Source organism: Caballeronia sordidicola, assembly GCF_001544455.2.
In the GTDB taxonomy this organism is placed as follows: Bacteria; Pseudomonadota; Gammaproteobacteria; order Burkholderiales; family Burkholderiaceae; genus Caballeronia; species Caballeronia sordidicola.
Map to the genome: position 1 here is coordinate 187,524 of NZ_FCOC02000011.1, position 20,447 is coordinate 207,970.

23 protein-coding genes and 2 tRNA genes are annotated in these 20,447 nt (G+C 60.0%); 15 read left to right on the forward strand and 10 right to left on the reverse strand.

Annotated elements, in window-relative coordinates; all coding sequences use genetic code 11:
* The first annotated feature begins 124 nt into the window (after positions 1-124).
* The 6 genes from map to AWB64_RS18605 all read left to right on the forward strand — a co-directional run bounded on the left by map (position 125) and on the right by AWB64_RS18605 (position 4,327).
* Positions 125-907 (forward strand): type I methionyl aminopeptidase, encoded by a 783-nt coding sequence (map, locus tag AWB64_RS18580; protein WP_060856886.1) that lies wholly within the window; start codon positions 125-127, stop codon positions 905-907.
* A 173-nt stretch (positions 908-1,080) separates the two neighbouring features.
* Complete coding sequence (locus AWB64_RS18585) at positions 1,081-1,602, forward strand: GNAT family N-acetyltransferase (protein WP_060856887.1); 522 nt, start codon at positions 1,081-1,083, stop codon at positions 1,600-1,602.
* A gap of 242 nt (positions 1,603-1,844) precedes the next feature.
* On the forward strand, positions 1,845-2,600 hold the full coding sequence (minC, locus tag AWB64_RS18590) for a septum site-determining protein MinC (RefSeq protein WP_060856888.1): 756 nt from the start codon (positions 1,845-1,847) through the stop codon (positions 2,598-2,600).
* 97 nt (positions 2,601-2,697) lie between these two features.
* Positions 2,698-3,513 (forward strand): septum site-determining protein MinD, encoded by an 816-nt coding sequence (minD, locus tag AWB64_RS18595; RefSeq protein WP_060856889.1) that lies wholly within the window; start codon positions 2,698-2,700, stop codon positions 3,511-3,513.
* A gap of 9 nt (positions 3,514-3,522) precedes the next feature.
* Positions 3,523-3,777 (forward strand): cell division topological specificity factor MinE, encoded by a 255-nt coding sequence (gene minE, locus AWB64_RS18600; RefSeq protein WP_060856890.1) that lies wholly within the window; start codon positions 3,523-3,525, stop codon positions 3,775-3,777.
* Positions 3,778-4,021: 244 nt separating this feature from the next.
* Positions 4,022-4,327: a YXWGXW repeat-containing protein gene (locus AWB64_RS18605; protein WP_060856891.1), complete on the forward strand. Its 306-nt coding sequence runs from the start codon at positions 4,022-4,024 to the stop codon at positions 4,325-4,327.
* A gap of 201 nt (positions 4,328-4,528) precedes the next feature.
* Here the strand turns inward: AWB64_RS18605 and AWB64_RS18610 are convergent, their stop codons facing one another.
* Together AWB64_RS18610 and AWB64_RS18615 are read right to left on the reverse strand one after the other, a co-directional pair.
* Positions 4,529-5,905, reverse strand: coding sequence for a chloride channel protein (locus AWB64_RS18610; RefSeq protein WP_060856925.1), 1,377 nt, complete (start codon positions 5,903-5,905; stop codon positions 4,529-4,531).
* Between the two features lie 352 nt (positions 5,906-6,257).
* Positions 6,258-6,437, reverse strand: coding sequence for a hypothetical protein (locus AWB64_RS18615; protein ID WP_060856926.1), 180 nt, complete (start codon positions 6,435-6,437; stop codon positions 6,258-6,260).
* A gap of 249 nt (positions 6,438-6,686) precedes the next feature.
* Between AWB64_RS18615 and AWB64_RS18620 the strand changes: the two genes are divergently transcribed.
* Positions 6,687-7,820 (forward strand): OpgC domain-containing protein, encoded by a 1,134-nt coding sequence (locus AWB64_RS18620; protein WP_060856892.1) that lies wholly within the window; start codon positions 6,687-6,689, stop codon positions 7,818-7,820.
* A gap of 9 nt (positions 7,821-7,829) precedes the next feature.
* Here AWB64_RS18620 and AWB64_RS18625 read toward each other — a convergent pair whose 3' ends face one another.
* Positions 7,830-9,137 carry an MFS transporter gene (locus AWB64_RS18625; protein WP_060856893.1) on the reverse strand — a complete coding sequence of 436 codons (1,308 nt, stop codon included), beginning with the start codon at positions 9,135-9,137 and terminating at the stop codon, positions 7,830-7,832.
* Between the two features lie 275 nt (positions 9,138-9,412).
* Positions 9,413-9,895 (reverse strand): energy transducer TonB family protein, encoded by a 483-nt coding sequence (locus AWB64_RS18630; RefSeq protein WP_060856894.1) that lies wholly within the window; start codon positions 9,893-9,895, stop codon positions 9,413-9,415.
* Between the two features lie 120 nt (positions 9,896-10,015).
* Here AWB64_RS18630 and AWB64_RS31955 point away from each other — a divergent pair, with 120 nt between their 5' ends.
* The 3 genes from AWB64_RS31955 (at position 10,016) to AWB64_RS18645 (ending at position 10,937) form a co-directional block, all read left to right on the forward strand.
* Positions 10,016-10,174: a hypothetical protein gene (locus AWB64_RS31955; RefSeq protein ID WP_167353930.1), complete on the forward strand. Its 159-nt coding sequence runs from the start codon at positions 10,016-10,018 to the stop codon at positions 10,172-10,174.
* Between the two features lie 208 nt (positions 10,175-10,382).
* A complete protein-coding gene (locus tag AWB64_RS18640) occupies positions 10,383-10,643 on the forward strand; it encodes a type II toxin-antitoxin system RelE/ParE family toxin (protein WP_341845228.1) in 261 nt (86 codons plus the stop codon).
* 3 nt (positions 10,644-10,646) lie between these two features.
* Positions 10,647-10,937 (forward strand): addiction module antidote protein, encoded by a 291-nt coding sequence (locus tag AWB64_RS18645; RefSeq protein WP_060856896.1) that lies wholly within the window; start codon positions 10,647-10,649, stop codon positions 10,935-10,937.
* A gap of 14 nt (positions 10,938-10,951) precedes the next feature.
* Here the strand turns inward: AWB64_RS18645 and AWB64_RS18650 are convergent.
* The 5 genes from AWB64_RS18650 to rph form a co-directional block, all read right to left on the reverse strand.
* Positions 10,952-11,041 (reverse strand) — tRNA-Ser (locus tag AWB64_RS18650).
* Positions 11,042-11,160: 119 nt separating this feature from the next.
* The gene (locus tag AWB64_RS18655; protein WP_060856897.1) at positions 11,161-12,351 is read right to left on the reverse strand and encodes an MFS transporter; all 1,191 of its coding nucleotides are present in this window, start codon (positions 12,349-12,351) and stop codon (positions 11,161-11,163) included.
* A gap of 39 nt (positions 12,352-12,390) precedes the next feature.
* On the reverse strand, positions 12,391-13,629 hold the full coding sequence (hemW, locus tag AWB64_RS18660) for a radical SAM family heme chaperone HemW (protein WP_060856898.1): 1,239 nt from the start codon (positions 13,627-13,629) through the stop codon (positions 12,391-12,393).
* The gene (rdgB, locus tag AWB64_RS18665; RefSeq protein ID WP_060856899.1) at positions 13,626-14,243 is read right to left on the reverse strand and encodes an RdgB/HAM1 family non-canonical purine NTP pyrophosphatase; all 618 of its coding nucleotides are present in this window, start codon (positions 14,241-14,243) and stop codon (positions 13,626-13,628) included. Before rdgB ends, hemW begins: the two co-directional genes overlap by 4 nt.
* Positions 14,236-14,982, reverse strand: coding sequence for a ribonuclease PH (gene rph, locus AWB64_RS18670; protein WP_279616268.1), 747 nt, complete (start codon positions 14,980-14,982; stop codon positions 14,236-14,238). The genes rdgB and rph overlap by 8 nt, the downstream gene beginning before the upstream one ends.
* A 299-nt stretch (positions 14,983-15,281) precedes the next feature.
* Here rph and AWB64_RS18675 point away from each other — a divergent pair, with 299 nt between their 5' ends.
* The 5 genes from AWB64_RS18675 (at position 15,282) to AWB64_RS18695 (ending at position 20,285) form a co-directional block, all read left to right on the forward strand.
* Positions 15,282-16,226: a YicC/YloC family endoribonuclease gene (locus AWB64_RS18675; RefSeq protein WP_060856928.1), complete on the forward strand. Its 945-nt coding sequence runs from the start codon at positions 15,282-15,284 to the stop codon at positions 16,224-16,226.
* 7 nt (positions 16,227-16,233) lie between these two features.
* Positions 16,234-16,899: a guanylate kinase gene (gene gmk, locus AWB64_RS18680; RefSeq protein WP_060856900.1), complete on the forward strand. Its 666-nt coding sequence runs from the start codon at positions 16,234-16,236 to the stop codon at positions 16,897-16,899.
* A gap of 56 nt (positions 16,900-16,955) precedes the next feature.
* Entirely contained in the window at positions 16,956-17,159 is a 204-nt protein-coding gene (gene rpoZ, locus AWB64_RS18685) for a DNA-directed RNA polymerase subunit omega (RefSeq protein WP_031359151.1), read from the forward strand.
* Positions 17,160-17,241: 82 nt separating this feature from the next.
* Complete coding sequence (locus tag AWB64_RS18690) at positions 17,242-19,680, forward strand: RelA/SpoT family protein (RefSeq protein ID WP_244164108.1); 2,439 nt, start codon at positions 17,242-17,244, stop codon at positions 19,678-19,680.
* 113 nt (positions 19,681-19,793) lie between these two features.
* Positions 19,794-20,285, forward strand: a complete 492-nt coding sequence (locus AWB64_RS18695) for a phage protein NinX family protein (RefSeq protein WP_060856901.1) — start codon at positions 19,794-19,796, stop codon at positions 20,283-20,285.
* A gap of 85 nt (positions 20,286-20,370) precedes the next feature.
* Here the strand turns inward: AWB64_RS18695 and AWB64_RS18700 are convergent.
* Positions 20,371-20,447: transfer RNA gene (locus AWB64_RS18700), tRNA-Arg, on the reverse strand.

Below are 20,447 nucleotides of genomic sequence, written 5' to 3' on the forward strand. Positions count from 1 at the left end.
ATTGGAAAAAGAGCGGGGTAGCGCGCGATGCTATCATCGCCGGCATCCTGAAATAATGCGCTGCGGACACCTTGATACTGGATCGAAGCCATATCGATACCGCGCGCCGACACACCAACGCTCCATGGCTATAACACTCAAGTCGCCCGGCGACATCGAAAAGCTGCGCATTTCCGGGCGCCTCGCCGCAGAAGTTCTTGCCATGATCGGCGAACACGTCAAGCCGGGCGTCACCACGGACGAGCTGGATGCGATCTGCAACCGCTTCATTGTCGACGAACTGAAGGCGATCCCCGCGAACGTGGGCTACATGGGTTTTACGAAGACCATCTGCACGTCAGTAAATCACGTGGTCTGTCACGGCATTCCGAGCGCACGGGAACTGAAGGATGGCGATATCGTCAACATCGATGTCGCGATCATCAAGGACGGTTATTTCGGCGATACGAGCCGCATGTATTACGCGGGTGCGCCGAGTCGCGAGGCAAAGCGTCTTTGCGACACAACCTATGAAGCCATGGTTGCCGGCATTCGCTCGGTGCGCCCGGGCGCGACGCTCGGCGACGTGGGTTACGCGATCCAGACGGTCGCCAACCGCGAGGGTTATTCGATCGTGCGGGAGTATTGCGGTCATGGAATTGGCCGTGTTTATCATGAAGATCCGCAAGTGCTGCATTACGGACAACCGGGCGCGGGCTTGCGCTTGAAACCGGGCCTTGTTTTTACCATCGAACCTATGGTGAATGCCGGCCGCGCTGCAACGCAGCAATCGCGCGACGGCTGGACGGTGACAACAAAGGACCGATCGCTTTCCGCGCAGTGGGAACACATGGTCGCCGTCACCGACGATGGCTACGAAGTGCTCACGCCTTGGCCCGACGGCACCGGCGAGTATGCGGCGCCGTGAATACACGGGCGGGCGCCAGAGCACATAGCCTGCAATAATGATTTGACTCGTTTGCCCGTTCGGTCGAAGCTACCAAATTAGACGAGCCAGACGAGCCGGCAAAAACAGCCTGAGACATAGCCTAAGAAGACTGCTTAAGAAGCTTGTGACAAGCTTGAGAGAAAAACACCCGCATGAGTCCTTCACTAACTGTTCACCGGATCGCCGCGCATCAAGGCGCAGTCCTGCGCGAACTTCGCACGGCCTCGTTGCGCGAAGCACCGTATGCGTTCGGGGAGACGCTGGAGGAAGCCTTGTCCGCCGATGTCTCGAGCTTCGACGAAACGGCTGATCGCCACGCGAATTCCGACATCACGGCATCTTTTATTTTGTACACGGAAGGCCATCCCGCAGGTCTTGTCGGTGCGTTCATCGAAGAGGCCGCGGAGCCGCGCGCTTTCGTTTATGCGTTGTGGGTCGCGCCGGCAGTGCGGCATTTGCGTGGCGGCGAGTTGCTGGTGAATGCCGCGACCCAATGGCTCGCGGAGCGGCGCGTGCACGACGTCTTTGCATGGATCGCCGATGGCAATCGCAATGCCATGCGGTTTTATGAGCGCCTGGGTTTTGGTCCGACCGGCGAGCGGCGCCGGATTCCCGCACATCCCGAGGAATTCGAGACGCTGCTGGTGCGTCGCGTGGGCGATCGCGCCGCGTAGTCCCGGACACGTGCATCCGCGCAATTGCCGCAACGGGATGGGCCGTGCGTGATAACGTGGCCTGTTCGTCCGCTCATGTTCTCTTCGCGGTTCCTCCAAGTTCTTTCTTTCCAGCGGACATCACGCTGCCTGTTGCAAAACGACACGACGCTTGCACGGCACCTGTATTGCAGCGGCAATCTGAAATTTTCCTGCTGTCCGCGCTCACGCCTGTAAAATACGCAAAAATTTTGGCTTTACCTATGTCGCTCAAAAAAACGCCCTTTTTCGAATTGCGCAGCGGCTCTGTCGACACGCTTTTGTTTGTCGTCAAGACTACCGACCTCGACGCGCTGCGCACGGAACTCACGCGGCGCTTCGAAGCGACTCCTGAATTTTTTGCGGGCGATACCGTCGCCATCGACGTGCGCCGGCTCGACGCGGGCGATCGTATATCGGTGAGCGAACTCGCGGCGTTGCTCGACAGCGTGCGCATGCGTCCTGTCGGCGTGGTGGCGTTGCCGGAGCAGGCGTGGGCGGCTGAAAACGCGTTGCCGTTGCTGGAGGCCCGCGACCGGCGAGGCGCGCCCAAGCCTTCAGTCGATGCCAACGTCGAAAACACTGAAGCCGTCGCCGTGATCGAAGCGGCAGTCGCGCAAGCGCCGCCGCCGGGCGCGCCGGCACCGAAGACCACGATCATCGACCGGCCGTTGCGTTCCGGGCAGCAGGTGTACGCGAAGGGCGATCTTGTCGTGCTCGGGCTCGTGAGCTACGGCGCCGAAGTGATCGCGGAAGGCAACATCCATATTTATGCGCCGTTGCGCGGCCGGGCGCTTGCGGGTGTCCACGGCAATCTCGACGCGCGCATTTTCTGCACTTGTCTTGAACCGGAACTGATTTCCATCGCCGGGATTTACAGGACGACGGAAACGCCGCTCACGCCGGATGTTCTGGGCAAGTCGGTGCAGATCTGGCTCGATGAAGAAAAACTCATGATCGAACCGTTGCGGCTGACCTGAGCGGCCTGATCAACATCAGCCAACGCGCGCCTGATGGGGACGGCGCGCATCAGGACGGCATGCCAGCGGATTTAATGGACGAACACAAGGTACAGGAATGGCAAAAATCATTGTGGTGACTTCGGGCAAGGGCGGCGTCGGCAAGACGACCACCAGCGCGAGCTTCGCATCGGCCCTCGCATTGCGCGGGCACAAGACGGCCGTGATCGACTTCGACGTCGGCCTGCGCAATCTCGATCTCATCATGGGCTGCGAACGCCGCGTGGTGTATGACCTCATTAATGTGATCCAGGGTGAAGCGAACCTGAACCAGGCGCTGATCAAGGACAAGAAGTGCGAGAACCTGTTCATCCTGCCGGCTTCGCAAACGCGCGACAAAGACGCGCTTACGCAAGACGGCGTGGAGAAGGTCATCAACGACCTGATCGCGATGGACTTCGAATACATTGTCTGCGACTCGCCGGCCGGGATTGAGTCGGGCGCGCTGCTCGCCATGCATTTCGCCGACGAAGCGCTGATCGTGACGAACCCGGAAGTGTCGTCGGTGCGTGATTCGGATCGCATTCTCGGCATTTTGTCGTCGAAGACGAAGCGTGCTATTGAAGGCAAGGAACCGGTCAAGGAACACTTGCTGATCACTCGCTACAACCCGAAGCGCGTGAGCGAAGGCGAGATGCTGTCGCTCACCGACATCCAGGAAATCCTGCGCATCGATCTGATTGGCGTGATTCCGGAGTCGGAAGCGGTGCTGCATGCGTCGAACCAGGGTTTGCCGGCCGTGCACCTCGATGGCACTGACGTGGCTGAAGCGTACAAGGACATCGTCTCGCGCTTTCTTGGCGAGGAAAAGTCCCTGCGCTTCACCGACTATCAGAAGCCAGGTCTGTTGCAACGCATCTTCGGCAACAAGTAAGGGGACGCAATGTCGATTCTTTCGTTTTTGCTGGGCGAGAAAAAGAAGTCCGCTTCGGTCGCGAAGGAACGCTTGCAGTTGATCATCGCGCACGAGCGCGCGGGTGGCCAGCCGGCCGCTGATTATCTGCCGGCGTTGCAACGAGAACTCGTTGCCGTGATTTCCAAGTATGTGAAGATCTCAAGCGACGATATTCGCGTGAGCCTGGAACGCCAGGACGATCTGGAAGTGCTCGAGGTGAAGATCGAGATTCCATCGGTCTGACGTATTTGATGTCACCTCAAAGCGGGTGAGAAAGCCGGAATCGATGTCTGATTCCGGTTTTCGCGTTTCTGCGGTTTACCGTTTGCGTGCGCGGAGTTATTGGGCGATGCCGAATTACATCAATATTCGGTTGCAGTTTAGCCATCGCCGTTACATGGGATTTGTCGGCTAAAGCGCGGGTTCGCGCATTGATTGGGTATCGCTGCATCGTTTCGTGTGCTGCGACTCACTCGAGAGGCCGATCATGAAAATTCGTTTGTTAATCGCCCAGGCGGCCATTGTCATGGCCGGTGTTGCCGCTGTCGCGGGAAGTGCGTCGGCCGAAGTCATCATCGTGGCGCCGAATGCGCCGCCGCCAGTTCGCGTGGAAGTCGCGCCGCCGGCGCGCGCCGGTTATGTGTGGGATCAGGGCCATTGGCGCTGGGAGCACGGGCAGTACGTGTGGAATCCGGGGCATTGGCAAGTCGAACGCGTGGGATATCACTGGGTGCCGGGACATTGGGTCGCGCGTCGCGGTGCGTGGCGATATATGCCGGGGCACTGGGCCTGAGGTTTATCGCTCGCCCGTGCGTTCGTTTAACCCCATGACGCGACGGGCGGCCAGTCACATGCCGCCCGCGCACCGGAGCTTCAGATGAAAACGAAACTGCTGATCGTCACCTTGCTCGCGACCTTGCTTGGCGGTTGTATCGTCGTGCCGGCGCATTCTTATGCGTACCGGCCGGCAGCGCGGGTCTACGTCTATTGAGTTTTATTTGGTCGCAGGCTCTTCTGCATCGACGGGCGTTTCAGTTTCAGGCACTTCAGGAGACGCTCGCGGCACGGGCAACGGCAACGGCGTCATGTAACGCTGGGCGAGCGCTTCGTACAACGGCGGCGCGAAAAAGCGCGACACGCGGCTCGCGATCAATGCCGTTGCCATGAGCGAGATCACCAGCGCGTGGCCGTCGATCATTTCCATGACGATCACGAACGACATGATCGGCGACTGCGTGACGGCCGCGAGATAACCGACCATGCCGAGCGCGATCAGCATCGACAACTGCATGTCGCCGAATACCATGTGCAGCACGTTGCCGAAACCCGCGCCAATGGAAAGCGAAGGCGCGAAAATGCCGCCGGGAATGCCGGGCAGATATGAGCCGATCATCGATACCATCTTGAGCAGCGGGTAGAACACCGAGAGATGTTCGTGCCCTTCCAGCAGACCTCGCGCTTCGGCGTAGCCGCTGCCGAACGTGGTGCCGCCTGAAACCAGCCCCACAATCGCGATGATCAAGCCGCACACCATGGCGAACACGACCGGCTTGGACGCATGCAGTTCGCGCAAGCGCGCGGGAATCCATCTCGATGTATTGAGCAGGAGCCAGCAGAACAAGCCGCCCGCGATACCCGTCACGACCGCCGTCAGCACTACGGCGACCGCGAGCAAACTGGGAAAATGCGCGCCGACGCTGATGGTTCCGAAATACGTGTAGTTGCCGTTCAGGCCCAACGCAACAATGCCCGCGAGGATGATCGCGGTGATCAGCACGCCGCTCGTGCGCGCTTCGAAGCTGCGCGTCAGCTCTTCAATGGCGAAGACAATGCCCGCCAACGGCGTATTGAATGCCGCCGATAACCCCGCCGCCGCGCCCGCGAGTACAAGCTGCCGTTCTATGCGCGCATTGGATCGAGGGAACAGGCGGCGAAGGTTGTACATCAGCGCTGCGCCGACCTGCACGGTCGGACCTTCGCGGCCGATGGTGAAACCGCCGAGTATCGCCAGGAAGGAGATGCCGATCTTGGCGGCCACAATGCCTGGCGACAACAGCCGCGTTCCAAGCCCTGGCGGACTATGCAGCACGGCGATAACCTGCGGAATGCCACTACCTTCGGAGCCGCGAAAAAACCTGCGCGTGAGCCAGACCGACAGCGCGGCGACGGCTGGCGTTAGGATCAGCGGCAGCCACACGTGGTCGTGCTGAACCAGGCGGAACGTGTTGTAACCCCAGTCGATGAGTCTTGCATAAAGCACCGCCACAAGTCCCACCACGATCGCGCCGACCCAGAAAATGCCGTATCGATGCCAGATACTGCGCGCGCGCCGGACAGTGCGGCGGGGAAGAGAACGGAGCACTCGATTCATGAGCAATAAGCCACGCGACCGGCTTTTGGCAAAGCGGTGATTATAACGACGCGCGTAACGAGAATCTGGATCGGTCGCCAATATCCATTGAGAGCAAAACAGAACGAATAGGGCAATATCAGCCGATAAAAGAAAAATGGGACGCCAGCCATCAGCCTGCGTCCCATAAACGCTCTTGTCGGGGTGGCAAGAGCGGAGAGAATGTCGAAAGCAAAACGCAATGCCACATTTGGCGATTTGTATAACGCGCAAACGTTTGAACAAACGCACAGGGCTAATGAAAGATTTATCGGCTAGTGTTAGAGAGTTCCGAATGTGCGGCGGTGTTTACTTCAAACGTAGCGGGAGATTTTCAGCTCGTGACTAGCTCAAAAGTGACCACGGCTGCAATGGCGCCCAGATTGGCAATCAGCGCCTCAAGCACAATGCCGCGCCAGCTCGTCGTCCGGAAACGCACAGCCAGCATGAGTGCGCTGAATAAGGCGATAGCAATCATCGCGACAACGTGGGCACTGTGAAGATGAATCCGCACGATTGCCTCATTTATGTGCAAAGTTTTTTCGAGTATAGACAGCGAGCGCCGGTACGCAAGTTGCGATTCTCCGGAAAAGATCAACGCCGCAGCCGTTCTAGCGTTAAGCGAATAATCTGACGGGAATTTTTGGAAGACATCTAGTACTAACCCGAGTTTGAACTGAACCCGCAAATTTGACCGGATTTGGCTGCCATTTGGTCTCTTTCGTATTTCTTGCAGACACGTTATTTCTTCGGAGTTGCATTCATGAGTTCGCCGAATCGCCGTTCCCTTGAAGTCGATTTCTTTCGGGGACTCGTGCTGCTCGTGATTGCCGTGGATCACATCTCCGGAAGCGTCTTGTCCCGCTTCACGCTTCATAGCTATGCGTTTTGCGATTCCGCCGAAGTATTCGTGTTCCTTGGCGGCTATGCGTCGGCTGCCGCCTATACGTCGATAGAGACGAGCCGCAGTCACACTGCCGCTTGCAGACGGTTCCTCAAGCGTAGTTGGGAAATCTATCGCGCGTATCTGTTTACGGCCGTGATGATGTTGCTGGGCGGCGCATTGCTCATGTGGTTGCGGGTCGATACGCCCATGCTGCAAATCACCGAATGGCCGGCGTTCCTGGCGCGTCCGCTCGGCCTTTCGTTCGATATCGCCACGTTGCGGCATCAGCCATATTTGTCGTCGGTGTTGCCGATGTACGCCATGTTCGCGCTCGCCGTACCTTTTGTCGTGCCGCTTGCACAGCGCAAACCTGTTGTCGTGCTGTTCGGCAGCCTGGGCATGTGGCTGTTTGCGTCGTCGCTCGCGCAATGGCTGCCTTCCGCCTACGCCGAAGGCTGGTCGTTCAACCCGTTCGCGTGGCAACTGATGTTCGCGCTGGGAATACTTTCGCGCGTCCAGCCGATCAGCGCGGAATTCCACAACTCGAAAACGGCGCGCTGGCTGACGCGTGCCGCCATTGTCGTGTTCCTGACGTTCGCTTTTGCCAAGCTGTTCCTCGAGACGCAGGCGCCGCCCGGATACATGAAGCAGAACCTCGCGACGCTGCGCATCGTGAGTTTTGTCGTGGTCGCGTGGCTGTTTGCACAAGCGGTCCATGCAGGCTGGATTCGCGCGATCGCTCAGGCTTTGCCCAGCGTGGTGAATGTGGGCAAACAAGGGCTTGTCTGTTTTATCGCGGGCGCGTGCATGTCGCTTGTCATCGACACAGCTTTGCGCGTGGTCTCGCTCGGCTCATACCAGTGGATGGCGGGATTGGGCGGCGACGCCGTAGCGATTGGCAGCCTGATCTGGCTCGCCGCCTTCTGGCGTGACAGGAAGGAGGCGCAGCGTACTCGGGTGCCCAAGCATCCCGCCGTGCCGGCGCATATGGCTAACCGGCGGGATCAGTAACGTGCGGAGTTAAAGCTTGATTTCCCGTGTCTCGCGCATACAGAGCACGCCGATCAGGCTGATCGCCGCCGCCACCGAAACATAGCCGCCGACCCACGTCAGGCCGCCGCGATTCGCCAGCAATTGCGCAATGTAAGGCGCCACCGACGCACCCAGAATCCCGCCCAGGTTGTACGCCACGCCTGCGCCCGTGTAGCGCACGTTGGTCGGGAACAACTCAGGCAGGAGCGCGCCCATGGGGGCGAACGTCACGCCCATCAGGAACAGTTCCATGGTCAGGAACAGCGCGACTGAAGCCGTGTTGCCGCTGCCGAGCAACGGCGCCATCGCGAAACCGGAGGCGATCGCTGCGATGCAACCCACGATCAGCACCGGACGGCGGCCGAATTTATCGCTGGCGAGCGCGGACAGCGGCGTGGCAATGGCCATGAAAACCACGGCGAAGCACAACAGGCCCAGGAATTTCTCACGCGTGAAATGCAGTGTCGACACGCCGTATGAAAGCGAGAAGACCGTCGAGATATAAAAGAGCGTATAGCAGACGATCATCGCGATCGCGCCAAGCAGCGTGGGCCCGAGATAGCGGCTCAGCAGCGTTGCCACGGGCACGCGCACACGCTCATGCTTTTCCACCGCCGCACGAAACGCTGGCGTTTCCGCGATTTTCAGGCGCACGTAGAGGCCGAGCACCACCAGCACCGCGCTCACAATAAACGGCACGCGCCAGCCCCAACTGCGGAATTGTTCGTCGGTGAGGGAAAGCGCCAGGCCGAAAAACAAGCCGTTCGATGCCAGAAATCCCACCGACGGCCCCAGTTGCGGGAACATTCCAAACCAGCCGCGCTTGCCCTGCGGTGCATATTCGGTTGCGAGAAGCGCAGCGCCGCCCCATTCGCCGCCCAGGCCGATGCCTTGTCCGAATCGCAGGATGCACAGCAGCACCGGCGCCAGGCTGCCAATGGACGCATAACCCGGCACGAAGCCGATCAGCGTCGTGGAAACGCCCATGACCAGAAGGGACGCGACCAGCGTCGATTTTCGTCCGATCCGGTCGCCGAAATGGCCGAACACGAACGAGCCGATTGGCCGGGCGATAAACGCGATGCCGAACGTCACAAACGCCGACAACGCTTGCGCAGCGGGCGAGCTATGCGGGAAAAAGACCGGTCCGATAACGAGCGCGGCGGCTGTGGCATAGACATAAAAGTCATAGAACTCGATTGCCGTACCGATAAAACTCGCGAAAATGACGCGGGCACTGCTCATTTTGGCGTCGCTCGCGGGCGATGCAGGCAGTGAAGGTGAAGCTGACGACATGGCGTCTCCGTTTTGGCCATCGCGCGCGGTTGTACGCGCTGCGGGACATTTCGATTAAGCGAACGAGGCGAACAAGCCAGATGGGGCAAGCAGACTGCGTCGACCTGCGCATGGGTGCGTCGCGGTATCGAGCGGGCGGGCGCATCGCACGGGCGCCGGTTGGGCGACCACGATGGCTTGGCCGGCGTGGCCGGCGAAAAGGGGTATCGAAAATTATAACGAGCACGGGTCGCGACCGGCAAGGAACTGTTTCTATAAGTGCGACGAAAGTTCCATTAATCGATAGTCGTCGCCTGCGGCGAATGCGCGCTTCTTAGCTGGAACTGGCCGTTGTCGTTGAAGAGCCAGTCTTCGAAGAGTTCGAGGTGTCCGTTGCCGTCGAGCAGCCGCGTGGGCGGCGCGGGCAGCGGGGACGCGCGGCGCAGCGAGGCGAGTGCGGTTGCTTCGGCTTCGTCGTCGCCATTGGTTCGATACACGGACGAATGGAGCACGCGGCCGTTGCGGTCCACGGTGTAAGCGACCACGACGAGCGAGCGGAGCATCGCTTGCGGCGTGCCTTTGAGCACCAGCGACGGATTGCGCTCGAAAATACGCTGCGCCACGCGCACCTTGTATTGATCGAGCGTCGCGCTGCTGACGGCGGCTGCGGGTTTCGGCGATTCGAGCGCGCTGGGCGGCGGGGTGATGGTGCACGCGGCGAGAAGGGCGGACAGCGCGATGCCCGGCATGAGCTGCGTGATTTTCAGGCTGAGAGTCATGGCGATAAAACTCCGGGGAAGTCGCTGCATCAATCTCAACCATATATAACGATGAACGCCGGGTCCATGTCTTGCTGCCCTAATTGCATTCCCACGTTTGCACGATGCAAGGAGAGCACCATGAGCCAGGATCCGTCAGACCTGAACAATCCGCAGCCTGCGGAACACAGTGACAACGAGGCGAGCAAGATGCCCGAACGCGACGACGAACATCGCAAGCAGGCGCCGAGCGACCAGCCCGGGAAGAAACCTGGGGAAGGGGAGCCCGATGTGGGGTGAGGGGTTTGGTGGTTGCGTTTGGTGTCAGGAGACCCGTATCGGTATGGATGCGGGTTTTTTCATTGCGGGAAGCATTGTTGCGGCATCGGGGAGATAGATTGGAAGATCGGCCGAAGAGGGTAGAACACGGTGGTGGGATTAATAAACCGTAGCCAGTAGGATACACTTAGGCCATGATTGAACTGCGGCAGACCCCGAGATTTGCACAATGGATCGATGGTCTACGCGATCTTCGAGCACGTGCGCGAATCCAGATCAGATTCGCCGTCTTGCTGGCGGGAACCTCGGTGATGTGAAGCCGGTCGGCGGCGGTGTCTCTGAGCTGCGAGTCGATGTTGGCCCTGGCTATCGTGTGTACTACGTGCAACGTCGCGGTGCTTTTATCCTGCTGCTATGCGGCGGCGATAAAAGCACACAACCCAACGACATCGCGCAGGCGCTTCACATGGCTCGCGAACTGGAGGATTGAATCATGCCCACTAAAACTATTCCCTACGATGTGGCTGAACACCTGCGCACGGAAGAGGAAATGCTTCTTTACATCGAAGCCGCTTTTGAAGAGGCTGGCGACGATGCCAGCTTTATCGCCAAAGCCCTTGGGGACGTTGCCCGTGCGCGCGGTATGACGCAGGTTGCCCGTGATGCGGGTTTGTCTCGCGAAAGCCTGTACAAGGCGCTTTCCGGTGACCGCAGTCCGGATTTTTCGACGTTGCTCAAGGTTATGCGCGCCCTCGGTATCCGGCTGCACCCAGAAGCTGCCTGATCGCGAAAGCGTTCTGGCGGAAGCGGTGAGATTCGAACTCACGGACGAGTCACCCCGTCGCTAGTTTTCAAGACTAGTGCCTTAAACCGCTCGGCCACGCTTCCACGTTTCACACTCAGCAACTGCACGACTACTGGAACAGCGCGCTTGAAACGGCGCACCTTTCCGGCAAGGCGCGTATTGTAGCGCAACTTCGCCGCCGGTTTAAGCCTTCGAAAGCGCGTCATCCTTCCAGCGATTTGGTCGCACGCAAACCGGGAAACAAGCGCATCCAGAGCAGCGCCACAACAATCGTTCCCGCTCCGCCAATCAACACCGCCGGCACCGCGCCAAACAGGCCCGCAGTCATCCCCGACTCGAATTCGCCCAGTTGATTCGATGTCCCGATAAACAGCGAGTTGATCGCGTTGACGCGTCCACGCATGTCATCGGGTGTTTGCAGTTGAACGAGCGAGTTGCGCACCACCACGCTGATCACATCCGACGCGCCCAGCGCGCCAAGCGCCAACGCGGATATGACAATGTTGCGCGATAACCCGAACACGATCGTCGCAATGCCGAACGCGATCACGCCGCCAAACAGCGCTGTCCCCGCGCGCTGCCGCAACGGAAAATGAGCCAGATAAACCGATCCGGCCAGCGCGCCGACCGCGGGCGCCGCGCGCAGGATCCCGAGCGCCCAGGGCCCGGCATGCAGAATGTCGCGCGCGAACACCGGCAGCAAAGCCGTCGCGCCGCCCAGCAGCACCGCGAACAGATCCAGCGACAATGCGCCCAGAATCACGGGCTTGCGTCGAATGAAAGCAATGCCCGAGAACAGCGATTCGAACGAAACCGGCGTACGCATGCGCACGGCCTGCTCGATTTTTATCGATGAAACCAGCAGCGCCGCCGCAACGAACGCCACCGATACCGCCCCGTACACCACGAGCGCGCCGAGCCCGTAGAGCAGCCCGCCCATTGCGGGGCCGAGAATCTGCGCGGTCTGGTTCGCGGACGTGGACCACGCGGTCGCGTACTGCAACTGCGCGCGCGGGATCAGGTTGGGCAGGAGCGCGGACATGGATGGCGATTCGAACGCCCGCGCCGATCCCGCAACGGCGGCGATCACATAGATCAGCTCTTGACTGGTTATTCCGCGCCATGTCGCAATGCACAAGGTCAACGCCGCCACGCCCTGAATTGCCTGGCAAACGAACGCAATCACGCGCCGGTCGTAACGGTCGGCCACGTGGCCGACCACGAGCGTAAGCAGGAACATGGGCAGGAACTGGGCGAGGCCAACGAGCCCGAGCGCGAACGCGCTATGCGTGATCGAATAAATCTGCCAGCCGATGGCGACCGACATCATCTGGAACGCCACCGACGACATCACCCGAGCGCTCCAGAAGAGCGCAAAGGGCCGGTGGCGCATGACCGACCCGGGCGGCAACGCAGGTGAAGAGGCGCTCAATTAACGGTTGTCCTTGATCGTTTTCGAGTCGGGATTCTTGAGGAACAGCGCCTGCAGATCGTTGAGAAAATCCTGGCCGCGCTGCGTGGGCGCAATGGTTTCAACATCGCGCGTGATCAGGCCGCGCTTTTCGGCTTCGACCAACGCGGATTCGATCGCGGACATGGCCAGACCCGTTCGTTCGTTGAACGAATGCACCGGAAAACCTTCGACGAGGCGCAACGTGTTGAGCATGAATTCGAAAGGCAGGTCGCGCGGACCCACTTCATGTTCTTCCTGGACCGCCGCACCCGCGAGCGCTTCGTCCATGTACGTGCCGGGATGTTTGTATCGAACCTGACGCACGATTTTTTGCGGAAAAGACAGCTTGGTATGCGCGCCCGCACCAATGCCGAGATAGTCGCCAAAGCGCCAGTAATTCAGGTTGTGCCGGCTCTTCCTGTTCGGCTTCGCGTAGGCCGACACTTCATAGCGCTCGTAACCCGCCGAAGCGGTACGCTCGTGAATCCAGTCCTGCATGTCGGCCGAGGCGTCGTCGTCGGGAACCGGCGGCGGGTACTTCGCGAACATCGTGTTCGGCTCGAGCGTCAGGTGATAAAGCGACAAATGCGGCGGCGCGAAACCGATCGCGGTGTCTATATCGGCGCGGCATTCGTCCAGCGTCTGCTCGGGCAGCGCGAACATCAGGTCGAGATTGAAGTTATCGAAGTTTTTCGCGGCGATTTCCACGGCCTCGCGCGCTTGCGTTGCATCGTGAATCCGGCCGAGTGCTTTCAAATGCCGCTCGTTAAAGCTCTGGATTCCTATCGATAAACGGTTTACCCCGCTCGCCCTGAACTGCGCGAACTTCGCGGCTTCGAACGTGCCGGGATTCGCTTCCAGGGTGATCTCGGCGTCGGCGTCCAGCGGCAGCAACGCGCGGGCATCGGAGAGAAGGCGGTCGAGTCCCTTCGCCGAGAGCAAACTGGGCGTGCCTCCGCCAATAAAAATGGAATGAACCTGACGGCCCCAGACCATTGGCAACGCGTGTTCGAGGTCGGCGCGCAACGCATCGAGATACCGGTCTTCAGGGAACGTCTGGCCTTTCCACTCGTGCGAATTGAAATCGCAATACGGGCACTTCTTCACGCACCACGGGAAATGCACATAAAGCGATAACGGCGGCAGCGACGTCAGGCGGATACTGCCCGGCGACGTGAACGCCTTCACGACGTTGATCGTTTGAGGACCCGGATTCACGAGACGTCCTTCAGCCGTTCCAGCAAATGCCGAAGCGCGATTGCGCGATGGCTGTTGGCGTTCTTGATGGCGGGATCGAGTTCTGCGGCGGTTTTTCCAAGCGATGGCACGAAGAAATGCGCATCGTAGCCAAAACCATTTGCACCGCGCGGAGCATCCAACACTTCGCCGTGCCAGCGGCCCTCTGCAATCAGCGGCTCGGGATCGTCGGCATGACGAACGAGCACGAGCACGGAGAAGAAATACGCGCGGCGGTCCGTTTCATTCGCGAGGTCGGCAACGAGCCGCGCGTTGTTCGCGGCATCGCTTTTTTCGCCGCCGTTCTGCAACTGCGCATAGCGTGCGGAATAGACGCCGGGCGCGCCGCGCAATGCGTGAACGCACAGGCCGGAGTCGTCGGCGAGCGCGGGAAGTCCGGTTGCCTTCGACGCATGCCGCGCCTTCGCCAGCGCATTTTCCACGAACGTCACGTGTGGTTCCTCGGCTTCCGGCACGCCGAGTTCGCCTTGTGTCACCAGGGCGATGCCCGCCGCGCTCAACAGCGCCGCAAACTCACGCAACTTGCCCGCGTTGTTCGACGCAAGCACGACGCGTTTCAACGCAATATCAGACACTGAGCAACTCCAGCGCGACCTTCTGCTTCGCTATCAATGTTTCTATGCCGCTTTGCGCCAGATCCAGCAGAGCGTTCATTTCGGCGCGCGTGAAAGGCACGCCTTCCGCCGTTCCCTGCACTTCGACAAAACCGCCAGCGCCCGTCATCACGACGTTCATGTCGGTATCGCATTGCGAATCTTCGTCGTAGTCGAGATCGAGCACCGGCTGGCCGTTGTACACGCCCACGGAAATCGCCGCGACAAATTCGTTGATCGGCGATTCCGCGATTTTTCCGGCGGTGATGAGCTTTGTGACGGCATCGTGGGCCGCGACGAATGCGCCTGTGATGCTCGCGGTGCGCGTGCCGCCATCGGCCTGGATCACGTCGCAATCGATATGCAGCGTGCGCGCACCGAGTTTGTTCAGGTCGAACACGGAACGCAGCGCGCGCCCGATCAGGCGCTGGATTTCCTGCGTGCGTCCGGTCTGTTTGCCGCGCGCCGCTTCGCGGTCGTTGCGGGTGTTTGTCGCGCGCGGCAGCATGCCGTATTCCGCGGTGAGCCAGCCTTGATCGCGGCCGCGCAGGAATTCGGGCACGCGCTCCGAAATGCTCGCGGTGCAGATCACTTTGGTGTCGCCGAATTCGACGAGGACCGAACCTTCCGCGTGCTTCGTGTAATGACGCGTGATGCGCACGTCGCGCAACTGGTTCGCGCGACGGCCGCTGGGGCGTGAAGACGGGGCGGGCGAGGTCAGCGGGGAATCTGTCATGGAGGCGATCAGGTGAAAAAGCGGTGAAGGGGGCCGGACGCTGGCCAGAGCACAAATTTTATCCGCAATCGGCATGAACGGCTGACTGGCGCGTTCGCCGCCAGCGCGCCAAGCTCCGCGTTTCCCGGGCGATACCGGCAAAAATGGGATAATGCCAGCTTCCTCGCCCGGCCAACATTGCATGCCATTCGCGCAGCTTCACGCCGGGCGTACTGAAGTGAACTGGCCGGGCGGTGCACGCGGTAAATGCATGCGCGCATATGGCCTTCAAAACGGACGCGATAATGATCTACAGCATGACAGGCTACGCCAGCGCCACGCGCGAGGTAGCGTCGGACGGCGCGGGCGCAAATGGTTCGGGCGTGGGGGTATCGGTGGAATTGCGCACGGTGAATTCGCGCTTTCTCGACATGAACTTCCGCATGCCGGAAGACGTTCGCTCATGTGAACCGCAATTGCGCGAAATGCTGATGAACAAGCTCTCGCGCGGCAAAGTCGATATTCGTATCAACCTGAATCGCGCCGAGCAGACGACCATTTCAGGCGTGCTCAATCGCGATGCCCTGTCGCAACTCGCCGCGCTGGAGCGTTCGGTGCTCGACGTTTTCCCCGATTCCGAACGCATGCGCACCGGCGAAATCCTGCGCTGGCCGGGCATTTTGTCGGAGAGCGGGGTATCGGCGGAAACGTTGCGCGACGCCGTGCTGGCGTGCGGCAAGCAGGCCATTGCGGAACTCATCGACGTGCGCGCCCGCGAAGGCGCCGCGCTTGGCGCCGTCCTGATCGCGAACGTGACGGAGATGGAGGCCATCGTCGCGCGCATCACGCCGCTCGTGCCCGAATTGATCACGAAGCATCAGCAGAAGATCGTGGAGCGCCTGCAGATTGCGCTTGGGATTGCCGCGCCAGAAAACACCACGGGCACGACGCAAAGCAGCATTCCACGCGAGGAAGTCGCTGAACGGATTCGCCAGGAAGTGACCATGTACGGCATCCGTATTGACATCAACGAGGAATTGCAGCGCCTCACCGCGCATCTGACGGAAACCCGTCATGTGCTGCAAAAGGGCGGTAAGGTCGGCAAGCGGCTCGACTTCATGATGCAGGAACTCAATCGCGAAGCGAACACGCTCGGCTCGAAAGCGGCCGCAAAAGAACTCGCGGATGCATCGATGACGCTCAAACTGCTCATCGAACAGATGCGCGAGCAAGTGCAGAACCTGGAGTGAAGGCGCAATGAACGACGCTCAACGCAACACTTACGCCGGCGTGTACCCTGGCAACCTGTTCATGGTCGTGGCGCCTTCGGGCGCGGGCAAGTCCACGCTGGTGAACGCACTGCTCGCGCAAGATGCGGCCATCCGACTGTCCGTGTCGTACACCACGCGCGAGCCGCGTCCGGGCGAGCAAGACGGCGTGCAATACCATTTTGCTTCCGTCGATGATTTCATGGCGCGTCACAACGCCGGCGAATTCCTCGAAAGCGCCGAAGTGCACGGCAATTACTACGCGACCTCGCGCGTATGGATTGAAGAACAGATGAAAAGCGGCCATGACGTGCTGCTCGAAATCGACTGGCAAGGCGCGCAGCAGGTCAAGAAACGCTTTCGCAATGCGGTGGAGATTTTCATTCTGCCGCCGTCGCTTGATGCGCTGGAAGAGCGTCTGAAAAAGCGCGGGCAGGATGCGCCGAACGTGATCGTGCGCCGTTTGCTCGCTGCCGGCAGCGAGATGGCGCACGCGCCGGAGGCCGAATATGTGCTGATCAACGAGAACTTCGAGCAGGCGCTGACGGAATTGCGCTGTCTCGTTGCCGCGACACGCCTGCGGTTTGGTTCGCAATATGCACGCCATACGCAGCTGTTCGTCGAGTTGGGCATACACTCGCCGCACGCCGAGTGAGCGGGCTTTCCGGTCACATAAGGTAGAATGAAGAACATATCGAGAAGGAATCAACCATGGCCCGCATCACTGTCGAAGACTGTCTGAAAATGATCCCCAATCGCTTCGAGCTCGCGCTCGCGGCAACGTACCGTGCGCGTCAACTCGCTCAAGGCCACACGCCGAAGATCGAAAGCCGCGACAAGCCGACTGTTGTAGCGCTGCGTGAAATCGCGGCGGGTCAGGTCGGTGTGGAAATGCTCAAGAAGGTTCCGGTCTAGGTTTTGATCCGGTTACCGGCCAGGGCAATTTTCGAATCAATGCGCATCTTTGTTAAAGCGACAGCTAACCACGGAGGCGACCATGAATCCAGTTCCATCGTCCGTCTCTGTGGACCCGCATCACGACGTGCTCAGCACTGAAACCGATGCAGATGCGCATATCGAGTTCAACGCTGAAAACCACGCGCACGACCACGATCAAGATGGAGATTCTCCATCGGCCGCGCGCAAGTACATAGATGCGGTTCTCGAACAGTCGTTTCGCCATCTGTTCGGGCCAACCGCCACGCCGGAGAAACCGCGCCGTCACGATGTCGTTTCCATCGCGAAACTGACGACTGAACTGGCCGCGTATCTTTCGCCGGAAGAAATCAAGCAGGTCAAACAGGCTTTCCATTTCAGCGACGAAGCCCATCTCGGGCAATATCGGCAGAGTGGCGAGCCGTACATCACGCATCCGGTCGCGGTCGCGGAAATCTGCGCAAGCTGGAAACTCGACGATCAATCCATCATGGCGGCGTTGCTCCATGACGTGATCGAAGATCAGGGCGTGACGAAAACCGAAATTGCGGAACGGTTCGGGCCGAAGGTCGCGGAACTTGTCGACGGCTTGTCGAAGCTCGACAAAATGGAGTTCCGCAATCGCGAGGAAGCGCAGGCGGAAAACTTCCGCAAGATGCTGCTCGCCATGGCGCGCGACGTGCGAGTGATCCTCGTCAAGCTGGCCGACCGCTTGCACAACATGCGCACGCTTGGCGCCGTGCCGGCGGAGAAGCGGCGTCGCGTGGCGCGCGAGACCATCGACATTTATGCGCCCATTGCGCACAGGCTCGGCCTGAACAATACGTATCGCGAACTGCAGGACTTGAGTTTCGCGAACTTCAATCCGCATCGCTATGCCACGCTCGAGCGCGCAGTCAAGGCCGCGCGAGGCAATCGGCGTGAAGTGGTCGGCAAGATCATGGAAGCGGTCCAGCGCACGATTGCCGACGCGAAGATCAAGGCGGACGTCACCGGGCGCGAGAAAACCATCTTCAGCATTTATAAGAAGATGCGCGACAAGCAGTTGTCTTTTTCGCAAGTGCTCGACGTGTACGGATTTCGCGTGGTGCTGGATACGGCGCTCGAGTGCTACACGTGCATAGGCGCATTGCATGCGCTCTACAAGCCGGTGCCGGGCAAGTTCAAGGACTACATCGCGATCCCGAAGGTGAATGGCTATCAGTCGTTGCACACCACGCTCGTGGGTCCGTTTGGCGCGCCTATCGAATTCCAGATCCGCACGCGCAAGATGCATGAAATCGCGGAGGCGGGCGTTGCCGCGCACTGGCTGTACAAGAACGGCGGCGCGGATCTCAACGATGTGCAAAAGCGCGCGCATCAATGGCTCAAGTCGCTGCTCGACATTCAAAGCGAAGCAGGGGACTCCAGCGAATTCCTCGAACACGTCAAGATCGACCTGTTTCCGGACGCGGTCTACGTGTTCACGCCCAAGTCGAAAATCATGCCGCTGCCGCGTGGCGCGACTGCACTCGACTTCGCGTATTCCATTCATAGCGATCTCGGCAACCAGTGTGTCGCGGTGAAGATCAACAACGAGTTGCTGCCGCTGCGCACCGAGTTGAAGAGCGGCGACATTGTTGAAGTGATTACCGCGCCGTATTCGAAGCCGAATCCCGCGTGGCTTGGGTTCGTGCGCACCGGTAAGGCCCGTTCGGCAATTCGTCACTACCTGAAGACGATGCGGCTGAATGAATCGGTGCAACTGGGCGAACGGCTTGTCGACCAAAGCCTCAAGGGCTATGGCCTGGCGCTTTCCGAAGTTACGCCGGAAGTGTGGGAAAAGCTGGTGCAATGGACCGGCAACAAGAGCCGACAGGAAATCTTCGCGGACATCGGCCTCGGCAGGCGTGTCGCTGCGGTGATGGCAAAGCGCATTGAAGTGCTGATGACCGGACGGGACGACGATGATTCCCCTCGCGAAAGCTTCACCACGAACACCGCGCCGCCAGTCGTGATTACCGGTACGGAAGGCATGTCGGTGCAGTTGTCGGCGTGCTGTCGCCCGATTCCCGGCGACGACATCATGGGTTATATCGGCATTGGGCTCGGCATGGCGATCCACACCACCGAGTGTCGCGTGGCGCAGCGTATTCATAGGCGCGATCCCGGCCGCTGGATCGACGTTGCCTGGGCGCCGCAGCCCGGCCGCCTTTTCGACGTCGCCATCAAAGTGCTCGTGAGCACGTCGAAGGGCGTATTCGCCCGCGTGGCCGCTGATATCACGTCTGCCGATGCCAATATCGTCCACATTGCAATGGACGAGGACGTGACGCAGGAATCCACCGTCTTGCGTTTCGTGATCCAGGTCAGTGACCGCGTGCATCTGGCAAACGTGATGCGGCGTGTCAGGACGAATCCGGACGTGATGCGCATTGCGCGTGAACGGCCGAGTGACGAGCCACATCACCGCAACACCGAAGGCGGCATGCGGATCGATCGCGAACGCGGCGACTATTGACGCGACTGACGTGGGCCTTGGCGCAGCCATTGGCTCGCGCGCAGAGGCTTTGATCGCCGCTGGAACGCGACCTGCGTGCCTTGTACCCATTCTGCGTACAACAAGGGGCACATATGAAAACATCGGAACTTGAAGGCGCCGAGCTCGACTATTGGGTCGCACGCGGGCTGCACGATTTCATCCGCGAAATCCATTTCACCGACGGCGGGCAGACGCTCGCCATTCGCGGTAACGATCGCGGGCGGGCGTGGGACGGGCGATTTTTGCCGTCGTCGTCCTGGGAAGCTGCTTCGGTTGTGCTGGAGCGCGCCTGCCGGCTTGAGATGAGCGACCACGGGCGTGGGGAGGTTGTCTGCACGGCGGTGTTCGGCAAGGACGGGCAGGAGGTGGCGGGGCGTGGTGCATCGTTGAGAATTGCGCTGCTTCGCGCCTTCCTGCTGCATGCGTTTGGAGAAACGGTAGACGATGATTATCCGCACCGGTCGCAAATGCTATTGGGCGAGCGAGCGGAGCCGCTGGGCGAACAGAGCGCGGTGGCATCGATTGAAGATGCGCCGGCACCGGATGGACGGATTGGGGATATAGGATCAGCCGCGCGGCAATAACCGGCGGCGCATTTGATCCAAAGACCGATCCCATGATTGCCGCAAAAACAAAAAGGGCCTTCCTCGCGGAAGGCCCTTCTTAAACTGGTGCGGCTGGCAGGATTCGAACCCACGACCCCTTGGTTCGTAGCCAAGTACTCTATCCATCTGAGCTACAGCCGC